Raw genomic sequence first — 20,167 nt, 5'->3', positions numbered from 1 at the left:
TTGTGGGGTGCTCATGTTGGTGGCCGAAGCTGCAGGTTGACGGGCGCCCCGGGCGGCACACCGCCGGTCTGGCCGCCGGTGCCGGTCGGCAGCTTCCCCCGAGCGGCCGCGTCCGGAGACAGCGACACCGGTGAATGGCGGATCGGCACGCCCGCCTTGCGCGGCAGGGTGAGACGGAAGCAGGCCCCGCGGCCGACCTCGCCCCACGCCTGCAACCACCCGTCGTGCAGCTGGGCGTCCTCCAGCGAGATCGACAGTCCGAGGCCGGTGCCACCGGTGGTTCGGGCACGCGCGGGGTCGGCTCGCCAGAAGCGGTTGAAGACCATCGCCTGGTCTCCCGGTTTCAGGCCCACTCCGTAGTCCCGCACCGATACGGCCACCGCGGTGGCGCTGACGCCGACGGAGATGTCGATCGGCCGCCGCTCGCCGTGCTCGATGGCGTTGGTGACGAGGTTGCGCACGATCCGTTCGATGCGACGGGAGTCCATCGGGGCAAGCGCGGGCGTGTGGGCATGCACGCGCAGCTGCGTCCCGGCCCGATCGGCCAGCGACGCGGCGCCCTCGGCGACACTCCCGACGATGACCCGCAGGTCCACCGTCTCGGTCGTCAGCGCGGCGGCGCCGGCGTCGAAGCGGCTGATCTCCAAGAGGTCGGTGAGCAGAGACTCGAACCGCCCCAGCTCCCGGTGCAACAGCTCGGATGACCGAGAGACCTGGGCGGTGAAGTCATCCCGGCTCGCATGGATGAGGTCGGCGGCCATCCGGATGGTCGTCAGGGGCGTCCGCAGCTCGTGTGAGACGTCCGAGGTGAAACGCTGCTGCAACTGCGACAGGTCCTCCAGCTGGCGGATCTGCCGTTGCAGGCTGTCGGCCATCGCGTTGAACGACGTTGCCAGCCGGGCCAGGTCGTCCTCACCGGACACCTGCATGCGCTCATTGAGGGCTCCGGCGGTCAGCCGCTCGGAGACGTGCGCCGCGGCGCGGACCGGGGCGACCACCATACGGGTGACCAGGTAGGCCAGGCCGGCGAGCAGCAGCAGGAGCGCCAGGCCGCCGGCAAGGAGCGACCCCTTGACGATGTTGAGCGACTGCTGCTCGGGGGCCATCGAGTAGATGAGGTAGAGGTCGTACTCGCCCGCGTTCGGGACCGTGATGCGCGAGCCCACCAGCACGGCCGGCACGCCCTGCCGGCCCTTGTACGGAGCGGTGATGATTTCGACCTGCTGATGAGCAGGGTCCTTCGCGAGCGCATGGACGATGTCGGAGGGCACGATGTCCGGGCTGACTCCGCCGGAGCTGATCCTCGGCAGTGCCTGATAGGTGTTGTTCAACGACTGTTGCAGGACCACCAGGACGGACGGGTCGTCGCCGGTTGAGCCGATCGACTGCACCGTCTGCCCTGCCACCAGTTTCAGTGACGCCGGATCCGTGCGGTCGGTGTTCAAGAAGATGTTCTGCGCGGCGGCCCGCTTGACGAGCGACTGCTGCTCGGCCGACGCCATGCTGCTGTGCACCAGTCCGTCGGCGATCTGCTGGTACATGTAGGTGCCCAGCGCCAGGGTGAACAGTCCGCCGACGATGGTCGTGATCGTCACCACCCGCAACGGCAATGACTGCCGCCAGCGGCGGTAGAGGAAGCGTGCCGCCCGGCGAGTCCAGCTGCCGACGGTATCCATCCGGCTCATGGCCCGCACATCACCGCGTCATGGGTCTTGCGCGAGCACCTCACGACGATCCGGCCTTGTACCCGATCCCTCGCACGGTGACGACGATCTCCGGGTGTTCCGGATCCGTTTCGACCTTGGAACGCAGCCTCTGCACGTGCACATTGACCAGCCGAGTGTCACCGGCATGACGGTAGCCCCAGACCTGCTCGAGCAGCACCTCACGGGTGAAGACCTGCCACGGTTTTCGCGCGAGCGCCACGAGCAGGTCGAACTCCAGGGGCGTGAGCGAGATCGGGGCCGCACCCCGCTTGACCGAGTGCCCGGGCACGTCGATCGTCAGGTCGCCGACCTCAAGCGTCTCCGCCTCGGGCTCATCCCCACGGCGCAACCTGGCCCGGACCCTGGCCACCAGCTCCTGCGGATTGAACGGCTTGGTGACATAGTCGTCGGCGCCGGACTCGAGCCCGGACACCACATCCGTGGTGTCCGTGCGTGCGGTCAGCATGACGATGGGCACGACAGACTCCGCGCGAATGCGCCGGCATACCTCGACCCCGTCCACTCCAGGCAGCATCAGATCGAGCAGCACAATGTCCGGGCGGTGCTCCCGGAATGCCTCAAGCGCCCCGGTGCCGTCGGCACAGTGACTGACGTCGAGGCCCTCACTGCGCAGAATGATGCCGAGCATCTCCGCCAGCGACGGGTCGTCGTCGACAATCAGCACGCGACCGTTCATAGACGTGTGGTTCCTTCCGTACACGAAGCCTTTCGATAATCTTCACACACTGCGCCGGGCGTCACCCGCTCAAACCGCGCCCCGTGTCCGGATCGTCGGTCAGGCCCCGCCGACACCGACCAGATGGCCCAGGAGATAGGTGACCGCGGCCGCACCATATCCGATCATCAGCTGGCGGAGACCGCGTTGCAGGGGCGGGCCGCCGGAGAGCAGGCCGACGATCGCTCCGGTCCCCAGCAGGGTGAGGCCCACAAGGGCGGCAGCAACGAAGACCGCGGTCAAGGCGTGCAGTCCGAACAGGTAGGGCAGCACGGGGACGACCGCGCCGGCGGCGAAGAAGCAGAACGAGGAGATCGCAGCCCGGAAGCCGGTCCCCACGGCCTCATGCTCATCTCGGCCCGGCGATTCGGCGCCTTGTCCGGAGCTCCCCTCACGAAGGACCGCGGAAGCTTGGGCCTCCGCCTCGTGCGGGTTCATGCCTCGGGACCGGTAGAGCAGGGCGAGCTCGTTGGCGTCGATGTTCAGATCCGGGAGAACGTGCCGGGCCTCCGGGTCCGGCGTCGATGCTTCGAGGAGCTCTCGTTGCGACCGGACCGACACGTATTCCCCGGCACCCATCGAGAGCGCCCCGGCGAGGAGACCGGCGACGCCGGTCAGCAGGATGATGTTGCTGGCGACCCCGGATGCGCCGACGCCGAGGATCAGGGACAGGTTGCTGACCAGGCCGTCGTTGGCGCCGAAGACCGCGGCGCGAAAGGATCCCGAGAGGCGGCTTCGCCCGTGCGTCGCGAGGCCACGGATGACCTCGACATGGATCCGTTCGTCGGCAGCCATCTCGGGGGTGGCATCGGGTTCGCTGTCGTACGGCGAACGAGTCTCGGCACGCTGGACGAGTGCCAGAACGAACACGGACCCGAATCGGCGGGCGAGGAACCCCAGAAACCGGGTGTGCGCGTCCCCACGGCGCGGTTTGCCGACCCGGTCGCCGAGGAGGTCGATCCAGTGCCGCTCATGGCGGGTCTCCGCCTCCGCCAGGCCGAGCAGGATCTCTTTCTCCTCACCTGCCCGGCGCCCGGCCAGGTCGCGGTAGACGGCGGCCTCGGCCCGCTCGTCGGCCAGGTACTGCCGCCACCGGCGGATCTGCGCCTTCGATGGTTCTGGAGGATTCGGCTCGGTGGTGTCAGGGGACATGGCGTTTCCTTCGGTCGGTCGCTCCGGCCGAGGGCCTCCAGGATCGCCCCAGCGAAGACCTCGCAGGCAGTGGATCAGCCCGGCGAACCGGGCTGATCCACTGCCAAGGAGCCGAGCACAAGGGCTCAGTACCGGTAGTGCTCCGGCTTGTACGGGCCGGAGACGTCGACGCCGAGATACTCGGCCTGCTCCTTGGTCAGCTCGGTGAGCCGCACGCCGAGTGCGTCGAGGTGCAGGCGGGCAACCTTTTCGTCGAGGTGCTTGGGCAGCGTGTAGACGTCCTTGCTGTACTCACCGGGCTTGGTGAACAGCTCGATCTGCGCGATCGTCTGGTTCGCGAAGGAGTTCGACATCACGAAGGACGGGTGGCCGGTCGCGTTGCCGAGATTCATCAGACGGCCCTCCGACAGGACGATGATGCTGTCGCCGTTCGAGAACGCCCACTCGTGCACCTGCGGCTTGATCTCGGTCTTGGTCACGCCGGGCACCTTCGCGAGACCGGCCATGTCGATCTCGTTGTCGAAGTGGCCGATGTTGGACACGATCGCCTTGTTCTTCATCTGCTGCATGTGCGCGGCCGTGATGACATTGAAGCAACCGGTCGTGGTCACGAAGATGTCGGCGATCCCGACGACGTCCTCGAGCTTGGCGACCTGGAAGCCCTCCATGGCGGCCTGCAGGGCGCAGATCGGGTCGACCTCGGTGACGATCACTCGCGCGCCTTGGCCGGCGAGCGACTGCGAGCAGCCCTTGCCGACGTCTCCGTAGCCGCAGACCACAGCAACCTTGCCGCCGATGAGCACGTCGGTGGCGCGGTTGAGCCCGTCGACGAGACTGTGCCGACATCCGTACTTGTTGTCGAACTTGCTCTTGGTGACCGAGTCGTTCACGTTGATCGCCGGGAACAGCAGCTCGCCGGTCTTCGCCAACTCGTAAAGCCGGTGCACGCCGGTGGTGGTCTCCTCGGTCACGCCCTTGATCTCGGCCGCGATCGTGGTCCATTTCTTCGGGTCCTGCTTGAGAGTGTCGCTCACCAGCGCCTTGAAGACCCCGAACTCCTCGGAGTCGTCGTCGGTGACGGGCGGCACCTGGCCGGCGGCCTCCCACTCGCGGCCCTTGTGGACCAGCATCGTGGCGTCGCCACCGTCGTCGAGGATCATGTTGGCGCCCTCACCCGGCCAGGTCAGCGCCCGGTTGGTGCAGTCCCAGTACTCCGCGAGCGTCTCGCCCTTCCACGCGAAGACCGGCACGCCCTGCAGGTCCTCCGGTGTGCCGTGCGGGCCGACGACGACCGCCGCGGCGGCCTCGTCCTGAGTCGAGTAGATGTTGCAGGAGGCCCAGCGGACCTCCGCGCCGAGCGCGACGAGCGTCTCGATGAGCACCCCCGTCTGCACCGTCATGTGCAGCGAACCGGCGATCCTGGCGCCGGCGAGCGGTTTGCTCGCCGCAAACTCCTCGCGAAGTGCCATGAGCCCGGGCATCTCGTGCTCGGCGAGCCGCAGCTGGTGGCGGCCGGCCTCGGCAAGACCGAGGTCTTTGACCTTGTAGTCGAAGGACATGTCTGTCCGTCTCCTTCTCGTTGTCGAACCTGCCGTGCAGACAGGCGGCGTCACAGGCGGTCGCGGGTGCGAGCGTCTGAGCGTGCTGTCACGGCGCGCCCCTCTGGGCTGTGGAGCATTCTCTGCTCCCGCGAGGTCATCACCAACGCCGGGCGACCCCATCCTACGGAATGCGCGAGGGTGCTGCGTGCAGGCTCAGCGCCCGATGCTCACTCCGACGTCGTGCAGGTGGTGCACCAGATCGTGCAAGCAGTACTGGCCGAGCGTCAGCACCGTGAACCGCGCGCCGCCGCCGCGCTGTCCCGTGCGATCCCACTGGCCGCCCGTGACCCGGCCGTACGATGTGGCGAGCTGCTCGGCCGACTGCATGATCTCGGAGCCGACGCGGGTGGGGTCCTGATCCGCATACCGGCCGGCAACCGATGCCGCGTCCTGGTCCCAGTTGTGGAACGGCGGATCGTCGCGGTCCAGCATCAGGTGCAGCCGGCCGTCGAACACCCGGCAGACGTCCCGCACGTGGCAGGCGTACTCAACCGGCGACCAGGTCGTCGGCGCCGGGCGGGCGTCGACGTGCGGCCACTGCAGCCGACCGGGCCACGGCGCGACCGCGGCACGGATGGCGTCGGCCAGCCGGTCGCCGGTCACCTCGCCGGCGTCGGCCGCGCAGTCGGGGCACCGTCGCGTCACCGTCCAGGTCCAGTCCTTGGTGTCGGGTGTGATGTCAGGTAGATCACCCATGGGCAGAATCTACTGGACCTCGTCCGCGTGCCGCCGTGGATGCGCACCAGTTGGACGTCCGGCACGGTCGAGGTCCGGTTCGAGGTAGACGACCAGGTCCAGCTCCGGTACCGCATCACGGGCGCGGCGCTCGCAGTCGTCGATCGTCGCAGCGATCTGTGCGCCCCGGTCGGCCCCGCTGATGGCGATCTTCGCGGCGACCAGCAGTTCCTCCGGCCCGAGGTGCAAGGTCTTGAGGTGGATGATCCGGTCGACCCCGGCCGAGGCCTCGATCGCCTGGGTGATCGCCCGCACCGTGCTCGGTGCGGCGCTCTCGCCGAGCAGCAGGGACTTCATCTCGATCGCGAGAACGACGGCCACACTCACCAGCAGCGCGCCGATCAGCCCGGTGCCGATCGCATCCCACACGGCATTCTCGGTGAGCACTGCCAGCAGGACCCCGAAGAGGGCGAAGACCAGGCCGATCAGCGCCGCGAAGTCCTCCAGCAGGATGACCGGCAGCTCGGGAGCCTTCGCACCGCGAATGAACTGCACCCACGATGCCGAGCCGCGCTGTGGGTTGCTCTCCCGGATCGCCGTCCGGAAGGACATGCTCTCCAGCCCGATCGCCACGACCAGCACCAACAGCGGCACCCACCACCAGGCCTGGTGCACCCCGGGTGATTCACCATGACCGGTATGGGACTCGTGCCACTTGTGGTACGCCTCGTAGAGAGCGAAGAGCCCGCCGACGGAGAAGAGCACGATCGAGACGATGAACCCGTAGATGTATCGCTCCCGGCCGTAGCCGAACGGGTGCTCCGGCGTCGCGTCACGCCGGGCCCGCTTCCCGCCGATCAGCAGCAGCACCTGGTTGCCGGAGTCGGCGAACGAGTGGATGGCCTCGGCCAGCATCGAGCTCATCCCGGTCAGCAGGAAGGCCAGCAGCTTCGTGATGGCAATCCCGAGGTTGGCACCCAGTGCCGCCACGATCGCCTTCGTGCCACCCTCGGTCGACATGCACGCAGTGTAGGGGCTCGCCCACCGGGCAGGTCCTCGCGCGCCGGCGACTCAGTCCAGGTCGAGTCCGAGCAGCGCATTTTCCAGCACCTCGGTCAGCGCCGGGTGGATCCAGTACTGCCCCCTGGCCATCTCCCGGACGCCGAGCCCGAAGGACAGCGCCTGAATCACCGGCTGGACCAGCGTGCTGGCGTCCGGGCCCATGAAGTGCGCCCCGAGCAGCTGCCCGGTTGCTCGGTCGGCGACGACCTTCGCGATGCTGGTCTGGTCCTCCATGGCCCAGCCGTAGGCGACGTCGCCGTACTTCTGGGTCTTGGTCACCACATCATGCCCGGCCTCGCGCGCCTCCTGCTCGGTCAGCCCGACGGACGCGATCTGCGGGTGGGTGAACACCGCGGACGGCACGTAGCGGTGATCGAACGCGCGCAGGTCACCCGGGTGGGTCAGGTTGTGCGCGACGGCGCGTGCCTCGTGGTTGGCGACGTGCTTGAGCTGATGCTCGGAGCTGGCATCACCGAGGGACCACACCCCGTCGGCATCGGTGCGCCCGAACTCGTCGACCACGATCCGACCGTCGTCGTGGGTGCGCACCCCCGCCTTGTCGAGGGCGAGCCCTGCGGTGCTGGGCTCGCGGCCGGTGGCTACCAGCAGCATCTCCGCCTCCACCCTGCGGCCTTCGGGCAGGCTGAGCGTGACACTGCGCGCATCGCCGCTGATCTTCTCCACCGGGGCATCGAGGTGGACGGTCCACTGCCTTGTCGCCAGCTCGGTGAAGGCCTCGGAGATCTCCCGGTCCTCTGCGCGCAACAGCGCCGGACCCCGGGTCACGACCGTCACGTCGACGCCCAACGCCGAGAAGACGTGCGCGAACTCCGAGGAGATGAAGCCTCCCCCGAGGATGACCATCGAGGCCGGCAGCTCATCGATCCGCATGATCGTGTCGCTGGTCTGGTAGGGCACACCGGACTGCGTGACCATCTCGGGGACCACGGCGTGCGCGCCGACCGACAGCACGATCTGGTCGGCGGTCACCGGGTGCGTCTCGCCGTCGACCTCGACGGCCAGCTCGCGCGGTCCGGTGAAGCGCGCCGTGCCCAGGTAGGCCGTGGTGTTCAGGCCATTGACGCGGTAGTCCTTACCGCCCTGCGCGATCGGATCGATGCGCCCGAACACCCGGTCGCGGATGTCCCGCCAGCGCACACCGTCGAGGGTCGCGTCGACCCCGTAGCGGGCGGCGTCGCGAACGCTCAGCGCGACCTCCGCGGCATACACGAACATCTTGGTGGGAATGCATCCGACATTCAGGCAGGTGCCGCCGAAGATGCCCTTCTCGATGATCGCGACCCGCTTGTCGTCGAAGTCGGGCGTCACGAGTGAGTTGCCGGATCCGGTGCCGACGATGGCCAGGTCGTAATGCGTCACGCACTCAGCCTACGAGGTCGCCCCTTCGGCGATCTCGCCGCGCACGCTGTAGAGCTCCGGGAAGAAGGTCTGGTCCAGTGCCCGCCGCAGGAAGGGCACCCCGCTGCTGCCGCCGGTGCCGCGCGCCTGACCGATGATGCGCTCGACGGTCTTGAGGTGGCGGAAGCGCCAGAGCTGGAAGTTGTCCTCGAGATCCACCAGCTCCTCGCAGGTCTCGTAGATGTCCCAGTGCTTCTCGGGATCGCCGTAGACCTCACGGAACACGCCGATCAGACCGTCGTGCACGGTGTAGGGCTGCGACCAGTCGCGCTCGATCAGGTCGGCGGGGACGTCGAATCCGCGCCGAGCGAGCAGCTGGATGAACACGTCATACAGGCTGGGCTCCGCCAGCATCGTGGCCAGCATCACGCGCGCCTCCGGCTGCTGGTCGAAGACCGGGAGCATGTCGGGGTTCTTGTTGCCGAGGATGAACTCGACCGCGCGGTACTGCACCGACTGGAACCCGGAGGAGGTGGCGAGGAACCGGCGGAACTGTGAGTACTCGCTCGGGGTCAGGGTCGCGAGCACGGTCCACTGCTCGGTGAGCGTGGACTGGATGTGCTTGACGCGCGCCAGGCGCTTGAGTGCGACCGGAAGCTTATCGTGCGTGAACAGGTCACGCGCGGAACGCAGCTCGTGCAGCACCAGCTTGAACCACAGCTCACTGGTCTGGTGCTGGATGATGAACAGCAGCTCGTCGTGCTGCGGTGGCACCGCGAGGGGATGCTGGGCGGACAGCAACGTGCTCAGGTCGAGGTAGTCGCCGTAGGACATGGAAGAGTGCTTCGTCACTCTTCCACCGTACCCAGCCGATGCACCGTGTGTCCGCACGTTGTGACTGCACCGTCACCTACGAAGCCCCGCACGTCGCGTCTAGTAGCCCAGGTCCCTGGTGCGGTCGCGCAGGTCGGCGACGTGCGGGGAGACTGCGGGATCGAGCCCGAGCCCGATGGCCAGGTAGGTGGACACGAAGTCCTGCATCGCCAGGTGCTCGGCCAGCCGCACGCAGGGGTGACCGGGCTGCGCGGTGGACTCGATCACCTTGACTCCGGCCGCACGCGCCGTCGCGAGCAACGCCTCCGCGAGTGCGACCCGCTGGTCCTCCTGGTGCGTGTGCTCCTGTGGCGGGGCATCGCGCAGCATCAGCAGGCCGAGGGTCGGCTGGGCCGGCCCGTCCAGGAACGGGTCGGCAAACAGGTCGCCGACCGGTCGGCCGCCGGGTGCTCGCACGCCGGCGCCCCCGCCGGCGGTGAACGGGCCGTCGAAGCACGCGACGATCTGGGACGCGGCATCGGGCAGCTCGCCCCAGGTCGTGGGCATCCGCGCGGTGCGGGCCAGCATGGAGGCCGCACGCATCGCGGCCACACCGGTCAGCTGGTTGTCACCGAGGACCACCGGTACGGTCTCTGCCAGCTGCAGCGCGGTCAGCTTCGCGGGGTTGACGAACGACTCCGAGGACGGCCGGCACACCTCCGCCTGCTCGTCGAGCCGCGCCGCGACCTCTGGCACCACCGCATCGGCGAAGTCGACGAGCCCGAGGCGATCGGCCGCCAGCAGCACCGGCGTGAGCAGCGACCACAGGGACGTGCGACTCGACGTCCGTCCACGGCCTACTCCCACGTGCACCCCGCGCGCCTGGTGGCAGGTCTCGGCGAGCAGCGAGTCGCTCGCGCCCACCGTCAGCAGGTCGGCGCCGCGGCGCGCCGCCTCCCGAGCGATGGCCACCGGCCCTTCGGCGTTCCCGGACAGGGACACGGCGATCACCAGGTCCAGCGGGCCGACCCAGCCGGGCAGCGGCAGGTTCCGCCGCACCGTCACCGGCACCGGCGAGCCCGGCTCCGCCAACAGCTCGAGCACGTCGGCAACCACCGAGCTGCCGCCCAGAGCGGCGACGAGCACGGACCGCGGACGTTCGCCCGAGGCCACCCGGTCCACTCCGGCCTCGCCCGCGAGCGTGGCCGCTTCTCGCGCTTGAGCACCCGCAGTTGCCAGCGCCCGCAACGTATCTCGCGTGTCGCGCCGCGCGAGCTCCTCGGTGTTGTCGATGAAGGACTCGTCGAGATGAGGCATGGCTCAGGCGGTGAAGATGCGAGCCTCGTCGGCCAACAGGACGGGTATGCCGTCCTCGATACGGTAGGCGCGCCGCTGACCGGGCGCCTCGCAGTCCTTCGCGCACTGCAGCTCAGGGTCACCGGAGGGGGACGTCCCATCCACCAGCTCGTGCCGGCAGACCGGGCACCGCAGGATCTCCCGCAGCCAGGGTTCGATCGTGGATGTGCTCATGAAGAACTCCTCAGGAAGCGGTGCGGATGAGGTCAAGGGCAGAGTCTCGCACGTGCTCCATCGTCGCGGCATCGGCCGCCTCGACGTTGAGCCGTAGCAGTGGTTCGGTGTTGCTGGCCCGCAGGTTCAGCCACCACATCGGGTCGTCGTCGTGGGTCAGCGTCAGCCCGTCGAGGTGGTCTTCGACGACACCGCCAGGTCCCATCGCCCATGAGCGCACGCTGTCGGTGGCTGCGGCCACGTCGTCGACCCGTGAGTTGATCTCACCGGACGCGACATAGCGGGTGTACCCCGCCACCAGCTGTGACAGCGGGACGTCCTGCTCCCCCAGCGCCGCAAGCACGTGCATCGCGGCAAGCATGCCCGTGTCGGCATACCAGAAGTCCTGGAAGTAGTAGTGCGCCGAGTGCTCGCCACCGAACACCGCACCGTGCTCGGCCATCTGGGCCTTGATGTAGGAGTGCCCCACCCGGGTGCGGACCGGACGCGCGCCGGACTCGGTGATGATCTCGGGAACCGCCCGCGAGGAGATCAGGTTGTGCACGACGGCCACATCGGAGGCCTGCTGTCCCCCGGCGACCTTCCGGGCGATCTCCCGGCCGGCGACCAGGGCGGTGATCGCCGAGGGTGGCACCGGAGCGCCCAGCTCGTCGACCACGAAGCACCGATCGGCGTCGCCGTCGAACGCGAGGCCCAAGTCGGCGCCCTGCTCGACCACGGCGCGCTGCAGGTCGACGAGGTTCTCCGGCTCGAGCGGATTTGCCTCGTGGTTGGGGAAGGTGCCATCAAGCTCGAAGTAGAGCGGCAGGATCTTCAGGGGCAGGTCCGGCAGGCCCGCACCGCCACCGAGGACGGCCGGCACAGTGTGCCCGCCCATCCCGTTGCCCGCGTCAACGACGACGCTCAGCGGCCGGGACCCGGACAGGTCGACCAGCCCGCGCAGGAAGGCGGCGTAGTCGAGCAGCAGGTCCCGCTCGACAATTCGACCCGGGTCCGCCGCCTCGCCGAGGTCGTGCACGTCGGCGCGGTCGAGCATCCACTGCGCCAGGTCGCGCACCTCCGCGAGCCCCGTTTCGACGCTGACCGGTCGCGCGCCGGCGCGGCACAGCTTGATGCCGTTGTAGGTGGCCGGGTTGTGGCTGGCGGTGAACATCGCACCGGGGCGGTCGAGGGCACCGCTGGCGTAGTAGAGGCCGTCGGTGGAGCACAGCCCGATCAGGGTCACCTCAAGGCCGTGGGTCGCGACGCCGTCCGCGAACGCTCTGGCGAACTCCGGTGAGCTGCAGCGCATGTCATGCCCGATCACGACGCCGTTCGCGCCTTCCGGGGCAACAATCACCTGGGCAAACGCCGAGCCGATGGCATGCACCACGCTCGCGTCCAGCTGCTCCCCGACCAACCCGCGCACGTCATAGGCCTTCACGAAGTCGGCCAACCGAGAACTCGTCACACGGTGAGCCTACCGGTGGGATCAGAGGTCTGGCAGGACCCTCAGCCTGGGCCGCCCCGGCGGCTGCGGCGCCGGCTCCGTCCGGCGGGGCCGGCCCGCCGCTCGCACCGCGTCGGCAAGTGCCAGCAGATCGTCCTCGCTCGGCTCCGGCTCGCTCAGATCGATGGCCAGCCGCACGACATCCCAGCCGCGCGGGGCCGTCAGGCGCCTGGTGTGGTCGGCGCACAGGTCGTAGGTGTGTGGCTCGGCGTAGGTCGCGAGTGGCCCGAGCACCGCCGTCCGCTCCGCCTGCACGTAGGTGAGCGTCGCCACTGCAGCCGCCTTGCAGGCAGTCCTGGAGCACTGCCGCTTCAGCATGCGCATCGCCTCGTCAACATCACGCACCGACTCTAGGGGACGCCGTCGACATCCGGCGGTCGGCACGCCGCGGGAGGCCACCACCGGGGCCAGGGCCGGCGGATAGAGTCGGGGCATGCACGCAGATCGCCATGGCCGGGGCTTCCGTGGTCCCATCGCCTGGCCGCAGGTGCCGGCAATGCGATCCCGTTCCAGTCGTTTCGACGAGCTCGTGCTGGACTCCGTGGACCATCTCGAGCACCGGTTGCACCGCCCGCTCGCGTCCCTGGAGTTCGCGGTCGAGGACGTGCCGCCCAGCGATCCGGCGCCGTGGGAAGCACAGATCGCGCTCGGCCGAGCCTTCCCGGCGACCCGCACAACCGCCGCACGCATCGTGCTCTACCGCCGTCCGATCGAGTCTCGTGCACTGCATGAGGCCGACCTGTGCGTGCTGATCGACGACGTGGTCGCCGAACAGGTGGCGAGTGTTCTCGGCATCCATCCGGACGACCTGGAGGACTGAATCCATCATGGCTGGACCGACCGACCCACCACCCCTGGTTCCGGGGCTTCCCGGCTTGGGCCGCGCCCCCGTGCTCGTCACCGGCGGGACCGGCACTCTCGGGTTGCGGGTCGTGGAGGAGCTCACCCGCTCCGAGGTGCCCGCACGGGTGCTGACGCGACGCGCGTCCGGCTCCTCGCCGGTGCCGCAGGTGGAGGGTGACCTGGCAACCGGCGACGGTCTGCTCGAGGCCGTCTCCGGGGTGCAGGCGATCATCCACTGCGCCTCCAACCCGACGCACGCCCAGCAGGTAGACGTGCAGGGCACCAGACGACTGTGCGACGTTCTGTCCCAGGCGAATCCGGACGCACGCCTGGTCTACGTCTCGATCGTGGGTTGCTGGGACAGTCCCATGTCGTACTACCAGGTGAAGGCGGACACTGAGGCCGTGGTGACCGGCTCCGGGCGTCCGCACGTCATCGTGCGGGCAACCCAGTTCCACGACCTGGTCGCCCGCATCTGCGGTGCGCACCTCGGACCGGTCGGTCTGGGGCTCTCCGGACTGCGCTTCGCCTCCTGCGACACCGCATGGGTGGCCGCTCGTCTGGTCGATGTTGCCCTCGACGAGACGCCGGCCACCGCACCGATCGAGCTTGCCGGACCCGAGACCCAGTCGGCCCGAGACCTGGCCGTGCTCACCGCACACATCCAGGGCCGTCGCACACCTCGCGTGCTGCCCCTCCCCGCGGTCGGCGGGGCCCTGAAGGCGTTCGCGGCGGGCGCGAACCTGCCGGGTCCGGGCGCAGTGCGCGGTGGGCGCACGTATGCCGAGTGGCTGGCGGCCCGGCCAAACTGACTGGCCTTCCCCACCGGATTCGTCGAGTGGTCACAGACGCACGCCACCCACTCGCTCGAACCGTGCATCCTTGACCACTCGATGCGCGACAGGGAAGCGTGCGCAGTGCGACTCGGCGCCCTCACCCAGCGACGTCAGGGAGTCGCGGGCCGAGCGTCCAGCACATCGGAGCGCACCTGCACGGGGTGCAGGGCGGTGCTGCTGAGCAGCGGACCCGAGGAGTCCTTGCCGTGGTCGACCAGGCCGGCGTACAGCGCACCCTTGGTGACACTCACCCAGCCGGACGCCGCCGAGGTCACGGTCAGCGCGACCGGTCGGTCGGCGGGGACCGTGACCGTCTTGGTGGTCGGCACGCCGGCGGGCGACACCATGGTGACTCGAGCGGTCGCCGGCCGGCCCGGCGACGCCAGCATCAGCACCGCATTCGACCCCGGGGACTGCGTGGACAGCGCGAACCCGGTCAACGACGTGATCGGGGCCGCCGCCGGCATCCACGCGAGATCGGACGTGCCGGAGGTGGCCGTGCGGGAGATCGCGGCGGCCACCACGGGCTCGTCGGCGGTGACCTGGACGGAGTAGGTGCCCTCGGGTAGGCCCTGCAAGGTCACCACACCCGTCGATCCAGCCGCGACGGTGGCGACCTGGTCGGTGACGACGGCGCCGGCGGTGTTGGTCGCGCGCACTCGCACGATGCCCTCTGACGTGCCCGGGACCGCCACCCGCACCTGCGGCGGCGCGCCGGCGGCGGTCACTGCCGGCAGCACCTGGCTGGTTGCCGGCGCGCTCGTCGGGCCCGTCAGCTCCTCACCGCCGCGGGTCTCCCCGGTCATCCAGGTGTCGAGGAGGGATGCCTGCACAACTCCGCCCGTGGCGGTGACGTGAATCATCGGGTCGGCGGCGGCCCTACCGAGCGCTCCGAGCACCACGACGGTGCGACCGCGAGCCGGGACCACGACATCCTGGGCGCTCTTGGACTTGCTGACGCCCGAATGTCCGAGCACCTCGGCATCGACGTTGATCGCGCCGTCTCCGGGGTTGGTGAGCACCAGCCGGGCGAGCCGACCCGGCTGCGCCCCGCCACCGGCCAGCCACACATCGCTGCCGGGCTCGGTGCACTCCAGCAGCGAGCTGCCGCGCCCGGTCCGGGTGGACTCTGTCGCGGTCTGCATCGCGAGCAGACCTCGCGCGTCGCTGCCTACGCCGGTCACCTGCACGGCTCCACCGCCGGTCACGCTGTCAACCAGCTGCCGGCCTCGAGCCGTCACGGTCTTGGGGGCTCCACCGCTGGTGGCCGGCAGTCGCGTCGCCGTCACCTTCCCGGATCCGGCTCCGCCCGACGCGGCTGACAGCACCGACTTCGGTGCCAGCGCGGTCAGGATGTCGACGCGCTGGGTATCGGTCTCTGTGCCCGTGGAACCCGGACGATCCGGCCCGGGGCACACCACCTGCGAGCGCGCCGCCGACGACGCCGTGCTCACCTGCTGCACATCACCGGGTCGGGTCCAGAACACCTGTGCGTCCGCGTTGGTCGCGCCGTAGACCAGTCCCGCACCCACGGCCACGGTCACCAGTGCCCGCACCGGGCCACCGACCTTCACGAGAGGCGCCTCATGCAAGTCTCCTCGAGCGGCGGTTGCCGAACGGGACCGCCAGGAACAGGCAGAGGATCAGCAACACTACCTGGACCAGTCGCAGTCGGGAGAAGGCAACACCCGGGTCGATCACCAGGTGCCCGCCGCTCGCGCCCAGCCGGTAGGCCGGTAGTCCGTCCAGCGTTGTTGCCTGCAGCGGGTGCCCATTCAGCCGCGCCGTGCCGACGGACGCCCAGCCGCGCCCTTCGGACAGGACGATCATCCGTCCGGTGGCGCCCTGTGGGACCGTTGTGCTCGATCGCGAGTGCGAGGACGTGGACGGCAGCTCGAGTGCAGGCTGCCCGCCGGAGTACAACGTGACCCGGCTGGCGTCGACCGTCCGCGCCCCATCGCCCACCACAAGCGGGGCCACTCGCCATACCGTGACGCCGCGGCCGGCGCGCAGCGACGTGAGGATCCCGGTCGCCTGCAGCGACTGGGTGAGCTGCGCCGTGCTGCCCAGACCACGAACCACCACGGTCTGTATCGCCAGTCGGTTCAGCTGCTCGGCCAGGGTCTGACCGGCACCACCGGCGGGTGGGCCGAGCAGACGGGCGACGGCGCCGGCAGTCGCACCCGCCCCGGTGGGCCGTTGCGTGGTCAGGTCGCTCACCGGCAGGCCCTGCTCCGCACCGTCCAGCTGGTAGTCGATCACCCCGTCCGCGCCGACGGTGAGGGACAGCGCGCGCACCTGCCTGCTGCCGTGGACCGGCTCGTCCGCGATGCCGGGCAGCTCGGACGCGGCCGGATGCAGGTTCTTGACCGGGGCCGACCAGGCGGCAACACCGGTCATCCCGAGTCCGAGCAGCAGCGCCAGGCCGACGAGCCCGGGCATCGCGGTCCGCAGCCCCCAGCGGCGCCGCGGGGGCGCACTGTCGTCGACGTCATCCACCGGATCTTCGCCGTCGACCGGGTCGGGACCGACGGCACTGTCGCTCGCCGGGGCCGGCGCGCGCCGGGGAAGGCTTGCAATCGTTCGCGAGCCCAGCAGCGCCATGCCGAGCAGTGCGGCCGCCAGCACGTCCAGGGCGGTGCCGCTCCATGGCGACAGGACGCCGTCGGGCCCTCGCACCAGCATGATGCGGGGCGCCGCGAGCCCGGCCGCGAGCCCCACCGCCGCCAGCAGGATCAGCGCCGTCTGCACCCGACCACGGCCGGATCGAAGCAGCCCGAGGACGCCGAACGCCAGGACCGGCACGGAGACGAGCACGAGGTAGGACCCGGGGCCGCCGGGATGCAACATGGCCAGCTGCCACGGCTGGGGGCCGGCGCCATGGCCGGCGTCCAGCTGCCCAGGACCCGCGAGCACGGCGCGCCAGTCATCGCGGATCAGCGAACGAGTCCACGGGGCCAGCAGGGCCCAGGGCAGCACCGCAACAATGAGACCGCGCAGGCGAGCCCAGCCGGGACCGATGACGACCACGACCAAGGCCGCCGCGGAGAGCAGCACCAGCTGTGCCGGTGCGAAGGCGCCCACGCCGGCCACGGCCAGCACCGTCCCGAAGGTGACCGGCGCGCTCGCCCGGCGGCGGCCGATCTCGAAGATCCCGGCGAGGGCGAACGGCAGCAGGATGTGCGCTACGGCGGGGCCGAGCCGGCCACCCGATACGGCCGTGGTCACGGTCGCAAGCGACGCCCAGGCCAGAGCTGCGGCGGCGCGCGGCCACCGGGCATGCGTCGCGGTGCGCGCGGCCCGGTAGGCCGCCGCCCCGGACAGCGGCATGGTGAGCAGCAGCAGCCAGGCGACGACGGTGGCACCCGTCGTCGCCCCGCTGATCCCGGGAATCCACTGCACGACCCAGGCCAGCGCGGCAAGGACGGGCAGGTATGGAGTGGGCACGTTGGCGTGACCGAGGCCGGTCCCCTGCCAGCCGTCGCGCCACATCGCCCAGATGCCGTCGGCGTCGGTCGCAAACGGCCGGAGCTCACCGCCGGTCAGTCCGCTGCCGGCGCCTCGGAGCGCGTCGGTGGTCAGCAGCTCCCGCCACATCACCGCGGACGCCGCCGCCAGCAGCAGCACGGCCCAGAGGCCGGGGTTGGTCACGGTCCGGTGGAACCAGGTGCTGCGGACCGGCACCATCTCGTCGACGTCGTCCTGTGCGGGCCCGCTCTCCGGCGTGCTCGACTCGTCATCGCGGGCGTCCTCGATCGCCACGGCGTCATGCAGGGACTCCATGGCGGATCGGGTGGCACCGGACAGCGGCACGAACAGCGCGCGCAGGTGGCGCCGACGTGCCGACGCGCGGCGCATGAAACGCAACCGGGCGCCAAGGACCCGGACGATGCCCAGCGGTGCCGTGGCCTGGGCGACCTCGGCCCCCGCCCGGCGCGGGCGCTTGAGCAGCAGAAACAGCAGTGCGAGCAGCAGCGAGGTGAGGGTGGTCCACACGGCCATTACCGGCATACCCAGCAGCGAGCATCGGGCCAGCGCAACCTGTCGGTGCCGCCGCAGGGTGCGCGGGCTGCGCGGGGCGGGGCGGTCCCCCTCTCCTGTCGGGGTCCCCGCGACGTACCGAGTGAGGGACGAGCGAGGACTTCGTGGGGTGTCATTGCCCGAGGCCAGGTCCTGGTGCACGACAGCCGCCGGGACGACGATGACCTGGTGACCGGACAGGTGCGCCCGCCAGCACAGGTCGAGCCCGTCACCGTCGCCGTCGAAGGCGGGGTCGAAGCCACCGAGGCGGGTATACACGTCGCGCCGCACCATCATGCCGGCGCTGCTCACGGCGAGAACGTCACGGCGATCGTCGTGCTGGCCCTGGTCGGGCTCGTCCAGCATCGTCGCGCCGACGTGCCGCCCGGTGCGGGTCAGGTCGATGCCGACATTGACCAGGCGGCGACGGTCCTGCAGACGGGTGATCTTGCAGCCCGCCACGCCGATGCGGCTCGAGTGGCCGACGACTCGGACCAGGTCGGCCAGCGCGGACGCCTCCGGCACGCTGTCCTCGTGCAGCAGCCAGAGCCACTCGTGCTTGTCGCGAGGGCGGATCTTGTGGGTGCGGGCCCGCTTGCGTGGTCGGCGCGCGACGACCGCGTCCTCCCCCGGCTCAGGCAGGGCATCGACGGCGGTGTCCACCACCGCGGCAAAGGGTGTGCCGCTCGGCACGGTGACGACCGAGATGCTGGGGAATGCCGTGTGCAGGTCGGCATCCGCTGCGATCCGATCGGGCATCAGGCGCTCGGCGGTCGCATCGACGACAACCAGTCGCTCCGGTCGCCGCTGCTGCCCGATGAGGGCGGCGAGGGTCTGGTCGATCCAGGGTTCGAAACCCTGCTGGACCACCAGGAGGGTCGTCACCTTCAGCTGGGTCCCCGTGTCGTCCGCATCGGACGCCGAGCACCCAGCACTACCCACCACGGTGGATGGCTGGGTCACGCTCTGTGCGTGGGCGCTCAGACCGCCCGCTTCTTCAACTTGCGGCGCTCGCGCTCGGAGAGCCCGCCCCAGATGCCGAACCGCTCATCGTGGGCGAGGGCATACTCCAGACACTCCGCCTGAACCTCACAACCGACACAGACTTTCTTGGCGTCGCGAGTTGACCCGCCCTTTTCCGGAAAGAACGCTTCCGGATCGGTCTGGGCGCACAGAGCACGCTCCTGCCAGGACAACTCGCCGTCCTCGTCTGCGAGGTCATGCAAGGCAAATAATGAGAACTCCTGCACAGCTCCTCCTTGCATTGAATGACAGCAAGGCTAATTACACTCGTGTGATTAGCCTTTAGTCAAGCGCGCAGAGCAGGGGATCTGCCCGCAACGGCAACCACCGCGACTGCCACACTGTCCGGTATGCGCATCACTGCACTGGCCGGGGGCGTCGGTGGCGCACGCTTCCTGCGTGGCCTGCGCCGCCACCTGGACACCCTGCCGGACGGCCCGCACGAGCTCACCATCATCGGCAACACCGGCGATGACATCACACTCTTCGGGCTACGCGTCTGCCCCGATCTGGACACCCTGCTGTACACCCTGGGTGGCGGGGTCCACGAGCAGCAGGGCTGGGGACGCGCGGACGAGACGTTCGCCGTCCAGCACGAGCTCGCGGCATACGAGGTCCCACCGCAGTGGTTCGGCCTGGGCGACCAGGACTTCGGCACGCACATCGCGCGCAGCCTGTGGCTCGGCCAGGGTATGCCGCTCAGCCGGGTCACGGCCCGGCTCGCCGAGCGGTGGGGCCTGCCCGGTCAGCACGTGCGGCTGCTCCCCATGACCGACACACCGGTCGAGACGCACGTGGTCGTCGAGGAGGGCGAGGAACAGCGGGCCATGCACTTCCAGGAGTGGTGGGTCCGCTATCAGGCCCAGCTGCCGGCCGTGCGGTTCGTCGTCGCCGGGATGGATCACGCCGTCGCGGGACCCGGCGTGCTGGATGCGATACGGCAGGCCGACGTGGTGCTGCTGCCGCCGAGCAACCCGGTCGTGTCGATCGGCATCATCCTCACCGTGCCGGGCGTCCGGGATGCACTGCGCGGCACCAACGCGCCGGTCGTCGGCGTGTGTCCCCTCGTGGGCGGCGCGCCGGTGCGTGGTCACGCCGACGTTTGTCTGGAGGCCATCGGGATCGACGTCACACCGGCCGGGGTGGCCGGCCTCTACACGGACTTCCTCGACGGCTGGCTGGTCGACGAACGGGACGCGGGTGCACCGGTCGCCGGTCTGCGGGTGCGAGCCTGCCCGCTGCTGATGACCGATGTGGACGCGGCAGCCGCCATGGGCGCCGCGGCGCTCGAGCTCGCCATGGACCTGCGCAAGGCCGCCTGA

At 69.9% G+C, this 20,167-nt stretch carries 18 protein-coding genes; 3 read left to right on the top strand and 15 right to left on the bottom strand.

All coding sequences use genetic code 11. The features are described from left to right. Window positions 1-11 precede the first annotated feature (11 nt). The 12 genes from mtrB to FGL98_RS15165 all read right to left on the bottom strand — a co-directional run bounded on the left by mtrB (window position 12) and on the right by FGL98_RS15165 (window position 12,441). Window positions 12-1,685, bottom strand: a complete 1,674-nt coding sequence (gene mtrB, locus FGL98_RS15220; RefSeq protein WP_246136574.1) for an MtrAB system histidine kinase MtrB — start codon at window positions 1,683-1,685, stop codon at window positions 12-14. Window positions 1,686-1,725: 40 nt separating this feature from the next. After that, window positions 1,726-2,403: an MtrAB system response regulator MtrA gene (gene mtrA / locus FGL98_RS15215; RefSeq protein ID WP_146317940.1), complete on the bottom strand. Its 678-nt coding sequence runs from the start codon at window positions 2,401-2,403 to the stop codon at window positions 1,726-1,728. A gap of 99 nt (window positions 2,404-2,502) precedes the next feature. Further along, on the bottom strand, window positions 2,503-3,594 hold the full coding sequence (locus tag FGL98_RS15210) for a VIT1/CCC1 transporter family protein (RefSeq protein ID WP_146317938.1): 1,092 nt from the start codon (window positions 3,592-3,594) through the stop codon (window positions 2,503-2,505). Between the two features lie 125 nt (window positions 3,595-3,719). Further along, window positions 3,720-5,153, bottom strand: coding sequence for an adenosylhomocysteinase (gene ahcY / locus FGL98_RS15205; protein WP_146317936.1), 1,434 nt, complete (start codon window positions 5,151-5,153; stop codon window positions 3,720-3,722). 195 nt (window positions 5,154-5,348) lie between these two features. Continuing rightward, window positions 5,349-5,891, bottom strand: a complete 543-nt coding sequence (locus tag FGL98_RS15200) for a DinB family protein (protein ID WP_146317934.1) — start codon at window positions 5,889-5,891, stop codon at window positions 5,349-5,351. Between the two features lie 9 nt (window positions 5,892-5,900). Continuing rightward, window positions 5,901-6,890, bottom strand: a complete 990-nt coding sequence (locus FGL98_RS15195; RefSeq protein WP_146317932.1) for a cation diffusion facilitator family transporter — start codon at window positions 6,888-6,890, stop codon at window positions 5,901-5,903. A gap of 51 nt (window positions 6,891-6,941) precedes the next feature. Then, complete coding sequence (locus tag FGL98_RS15190) at window positions 6,942-8,312, bottom strand: mycothione reductase (protein WP_146317930.1); 1,371 nt, start codon at window positions 8,310-8,312, stop codon at window positions 6,942-6,944. 9 nt (window positions 8,313-8,321) lie between these two features. After that, complete coding sequence (locus FGL98_RS15185) at window positions 8,322-9,125, bottom strand: tryptophan 2,3-dioxygenase (RefSeq protein WP_146318009.1); 804 nt, start codon at window positions 9,123-9,125, stop codon at window positions 8,322-8,324. Window positions 9,126-9,224: 99 nt separating this feature from the next. Beyond that, window positions 9,225-10,421, bottom strand: a complete 1,197-nt coding sequence (locus FGL98_RS15180) for an SIS domain-containing protein (RefSeq protein WP_146317928.1) — start codon at window positions 10,419-10,421, stop codon at window positions 9,225-9,227. Between the two features lie 3 nt (window positions 10,422-10,424). Continuing rightward, on the bottom strand, window positions 10,425-10,634 hold the full coding sequence (locus FGL98_RS15175; RefSeq protein ID WP_146317926.1) for a Trm112 family protein: 210 nt from the start codon (window positions 10,632-10,634) through the stop codon (window positions 10,425-10,427). Window positions 10,635-10,644: 10 nt separating this feature from the next. Continuing rightward, window positions 10,645-12,084 carry a phosphomannomutase/phosphoglucomutase gene (locus tag FGL98_RS15170; protein ID WP_146317924.1) on the bottom strand — a complete coding sequence of 480 codons (1,440 nt, stop codon included), beginning with the start codon at window positions 12,082-12,084 and terminating at the stop codon, window positions 10,645-10,647. Between the two features lie 21 nt (window positions 12,085-12,105). Then, a complete protein-coding gene (locus tag FGL98_RS15165; RefSeq protein WP_425460999.1) occupies window positions 12,106-12,441 on the bottom strand; it encodes a DUF3499 domain-containing protein in 336 nt (111 codons plus the stop codon). A gap of 115 nt (window positions 12,442-12,556) precedes the next feature. On the opposite strand from FGL98_RS15165, the gene FGL98_RS15160 reads away from it, so the two are divergent. Both FGL98_RS15160 and FGL98_RS15155 read left to right on the top strand, forming a co-directional pair. Continuing rightward, window positions 12,557-12,943, top strand: coding sequence for a metallopeptidase family protein (locus tag FGL98_RS15160; RefSeq protein ID WP_246136573.1), 387 nt, complete (start codon window positions 12,557-12,559; stop codon window positions 12,941-12,943). Between the two features lie 7 nt (window positions 12,944-12,950). Continuing rightward, entirely contained in the window at window positions 12,951-13,778 is an 828-nt protein-coding gene (locus FGL98_RS15155; RefSeq protein WP_146317922.1) for an SDR family oxidoreductase, read from the top strand. Between the two features lie 134 nt (window positions 13,779-13,912). Here the strand turns inward: FGL98_RS15155 and FGL98_RS15150 are convergent, their stop codons facing one another. The 3 genes from FGL98_RS15150 to FGL98_RS15140 are packed head-to-tail and all read right to left on the bottom strand — an operon-like array spanning window position 13,913 to window position 19,087. Continuing rightward, a complete protein-coding gene (locus FGL98_RS15150) occupies window positions 13,913-15,376 on the bottom strand; it encodes a DUF5719 family protein (RefSeq protein WP_222432200.1) in 1,464 nt (487 codons plus the stop codon). A 10-nt stretch (window positions 15,377-15,386) separates the two neighbouring features. Beyond that, on the bottom strand, window positions 15,387-18,785 hold the full coding sequence (locus FGL98_RS15145) for a glycosyltransferase (RefSeq protein WP_146317918.1): 3,399 nt from the start codon (window positions 18,783-18,785) through the stop codon (window positions 15,387-15,389). Window positions 18,786-18,802: 17 nt separating this feature from the next. Continuing rightward, window positions 18,803-19,087 (bottom strand): WhiB family transcriptional regulator, encoded by a 285-nt coding sequence (locus FGL98_RS15140; protein WP_146317916.1) that lies wholly within the window; start codon window positions 19,085-19,087, stop codon window positions 18,803-18,805. Window positions 19,088-19,195: 108 nt separating this feature from the next. Here FGL98_RS15140 and cofD point away from each other — a divergent pair, with 108 nt between their 5' ends. Beyond that, complete coding sequence (gene cofD, locus FGL98_RS15135) at window positions 19,196-20,167, top strand: 2-phospho-L-lactate transferase (protein ID WP_146317914.1); 972 nt, start codon at window positions 19,196-19,198, stop codon at window positions 20,165-20,167.

Source organism: Leekyejoonella antrihumi (genome assembly GCF_007845645.1).
Classification (GTDB): Bacteria; Actinomycetota; Actinomycetes; order Actinomycetales; family Dermatophilaceae; genus Leekyejoonella; species Leekyejoonella antrihumi.
This window is presented reverse-complemented; position numbering and strand designations above follow the sequence as displayed.

What these genes read in the sequence shown, in the direction of transcription:
- mtrB (WP_246136574.1), bottom strand. Translation starts at nt 1,685, where the DNA reads ATGAGCCGGATGGATACCGTCGGCAGCTGGACTCGCCGGGCGGCACGC.
- mtrA (WP_146317940.1), bottom strand. Translation starts at nt 2,403, where the DNA reads ATGAACGGTCGCGTGCTGATTGTCGACGACGACCCGTCGCTGGCGGAG.
- FGL98_RS15210 (WP_146317938.1), bottom strand. Translation starts at nt 3,594, where the DNA reads ATGTCCCCTGACACCACCGAGCCGAATCCTCCAGAACCATCGAAGGCG.
- ahcY (WP_146317936.1), bottom strand. Translation starts at nt 5,153, where the DNA reads ATGTCCTTCGACTACAAGGTCAAAGACCTCGGTCTTGCCGAGGCCGGC.
- FGL98_RS15200 (WP_146317934.1), bottom strand. Translation starts at nt 5,891, where the DNA reads ATGGGTGATCTACCTGACATCACACCCGACACCAAGGACTGGACCTGG.
- FGL98_RS15195 (WP_146317932.1), bottom strand. Translation starts at nt 6,890, where the DNA reads ATGTCGACCGAGGGTGGCACGAAGGCGATCGTGGCGGCACTGGGTGCC.
- FGL98_RS15185 (WP_146318009.1), bottom strand. Translation starts at nt 9,125, where the DNA reads ATGTCCTACGGCGACTACCTCGACCTGAGCACGTTGCTGTCCGCCCAG.
- FGL98_RS15180 (WP_146317928.1), bottom strand. Translation starts at nt 10,421, where the DNA reads ATGCCTCATCTCGACGAGTCCTTCATCGACAACACCGAGGAGCTCGCG.
- FGL98_RS15175 (WP_146317926.1), bottom strand. Translation starts at nt 10,634, where the DNA reads ATGAGCACATCCACGATCGAACCCTGGCTGCGGGAGATCCTGCGGTGC.
- FGL98_RS15165 (WP_425460999.1), bottom strand. Translation starts at nt 12,441, where the DNA reads ATGCTGAAGCGGCAGTGCTCCAGGACTGCCTGCAAGGCGGCTGCAGTG.
- FGL98_RS15160 (WP_246136573.1), top strand. Translation starts at nt 12,557, where the DNA reads ATGCACGCAGATCGCCATGGCCGGGGCTTCCGTGGTCCCATCGCCTGG.
- FGL98_RS15155 (WP_146317922.1), top strand. Translation starts at nt 12,951, where the DNA reads ATGGCTGGACCGACCGACCCACCACCCCTGGTTCCGGGGCTTCCCGGC.
- FGL98_RS15140 (WP_146317916.1), bottom strand. Translation starts at nt 19,087, where the DNA reads ATGCAAGGAGGAGCTGTGCAGGAGTTCTCATTATTTGCCTTGCATGAC.
- cofD (WP_146317914.1), top strand. Translation starts at nt 19,196, where the DNA reads ATGCGCATCACTGCACTGGCCGGGGGCGTCGGTGGCGCACGCTTCCTG.